Genomic DNA, 1543 nt, shown 5'->3' with positions numbered 1-1543 from the left:
GCGTAGGCCGGCGGCGGCCAGAGCCGCGGGAACGGATGTGTTGATCTGGTAAGAGGCATGGGCCCGGTCCAAAGCGACCTCGGTCAGCCCTTCGATCTCGGGCCTGTCGCCCTGCCCGGCCAGCCATGCGGCGATCTTTTCATACTCGGGATCATAGACCGGCGTGTAGAGGATACGGTGAATGGTCGTGGCGGGCACGCCGCGATTGCGTAGCACGCTGGCCGCCTTGTTAGTCGGGGCGAGAATAGCAAGGGTTCGCCGGTCCTTGCGCTTGCGGCCCTCCCAATCGCCTGAGATGACATCGACGCCCGCGTCCTCCAGCGCGCGATAAAGCGCGGCAAGCAGCATCGTCTTACCGGACCCCGCCTTGCCGATGACGGCGAGGACGGATGTCTTTTCCGATTTCGGCGGTTGCAGCAGACTATCGTCAAGATCGACACCGGACTGACGCAACGCCACGCCGATATTGTCCCAGGCCTCTGCCTGATCTTCGGAGAAGGTGATGGATTGCCCATGCATGGGACGACCTTACCGGCTGGCCAAACCGGCCACCAGCGCTAACGGATTAGTATTGCCTTGGCGACAGCGTCTCTACAAATCAGAGGATTGTAACCCGGTCTGGATGCCTTCTGTCGCAAGTGTCCCTTCAGACCGGCCCGCGATTTCAACCGCTGCGGTCAGCAGCGCTTCATCCAATTGCGCGGACAGCATTGGCAGCTCGTTCTGCCGCGCGAACTGGCGCAGATCAGATAGCACGTGAATGATCCAGTCTTGGCCCATGCACAAACTTCCCTAGGAATCATTAATGAATACTTAACAACTTTTGGTTGTATTAGAGATTTTTCGAAAGGTCGGAAAAAAATGGGCGCAGCCATTGCCTGACCGCGCCCAGCTTGGGAAAGAAATAAGGCCGCTCAGGACCGGTGCGCGGCCTCGAGTGCATCCTCGAAAGTGCGGATGCCCATCTTCGGCGACTGAACGAGAACGGCCATATTGCCCGGCTTGTGTTGGTTGCGCATCATCTTCATGTGCGCTTCGGGAATGTCCTGCCAGGTAAAGCATTCGGACATGCAAGGATCGAGCCGCTGTTCCCGCATCAGATTGTTAGCGGCACTCGCTTGCTTGAGGTGTGCGAAATGGCTGCCCTGCAGGCGCTTCTGATGCATCCACATGTAGCGCACGTCGAAGGTGCAATTGAACCCCGTGGTTCCTGCGCAGATAACGACCATGCCGCCTTTCTTGCAGACCAGCGAAGACACCGGGAACGTCGCTTCGCCGGGATGTTCGAAAACCATATCGACATTGACGCCCTTGCCGGTGACCTCCCAGATCGCCTTGCCGAACTTGCGCGCCTCCTTCAGCCATGTCGCGTATTCCTCTGTGTTCACCGTTGGCAATTGCCCCCAGCAATCAAAGTCATTGCGGTTGATGACCCCCTTTGCGCCCAGCGACATCACAAAATCACGCTTGCTTTCCTCGCTGATGACGCCGATTGCATTCGCGCCGGCGGTATTGATCAACTGGATCGCCTAGGACCCCAGAC

At 58.3% G+C, this 1543-nt stretch carries 2 protein-coding genes and 1 pseudogene; all 3 read right to left on the bottom strand.

Annotation, left to right across the window (positions count from 1 at the left end):
• On the bottom strand, positions 1-519 hold a 519-nt coding region (locus WA989_RS15175; RefSeq protein WP_424341321.1), incomplete at its 3' end, for an AAA family ATPase.
• 72 nt (positions 520-591) lie between these two features.
• Positions 592-780, bottom strand: coding sequence for a hypothetical protein (locus WA989_RS15170; protein WP_424341320.1), 189 nt, complete (start codon positions 778-780; stop codon positions 592-594).
• A gap of 134 nt (positions 781-914) precedes the next feature.
• Positions 915-1529 (bottom strand): annotated as a pseudogene (locus WA989_RS15165) (zinc-binding dehydrogenase); the annotation flags it as partial.
• Positions 1530-1543: the final 14 nt, after the last annotated feature.

The organism is Henriciella sp. (assembly GCF_049649345.1).
Lineage (GTDB): Bacteria > Pseudomonadota > Alphaproteobacteria > Caulobacterales > Hyphomonadaceae > Henriciella.
This window is presented reverse-complemented; position numbering and strand designations above follow the sequence as displayed.

Bases quoted from the DNA above. Each gene is read 5' to 3' on its own strand.
- WA989_RS15170 (WP_424341320.1), bottom strand. From the start codon at position 780: ATGGGCCAAGACTGGATCATTCACGTGCTATCTGATCTGCGCCAGTTC.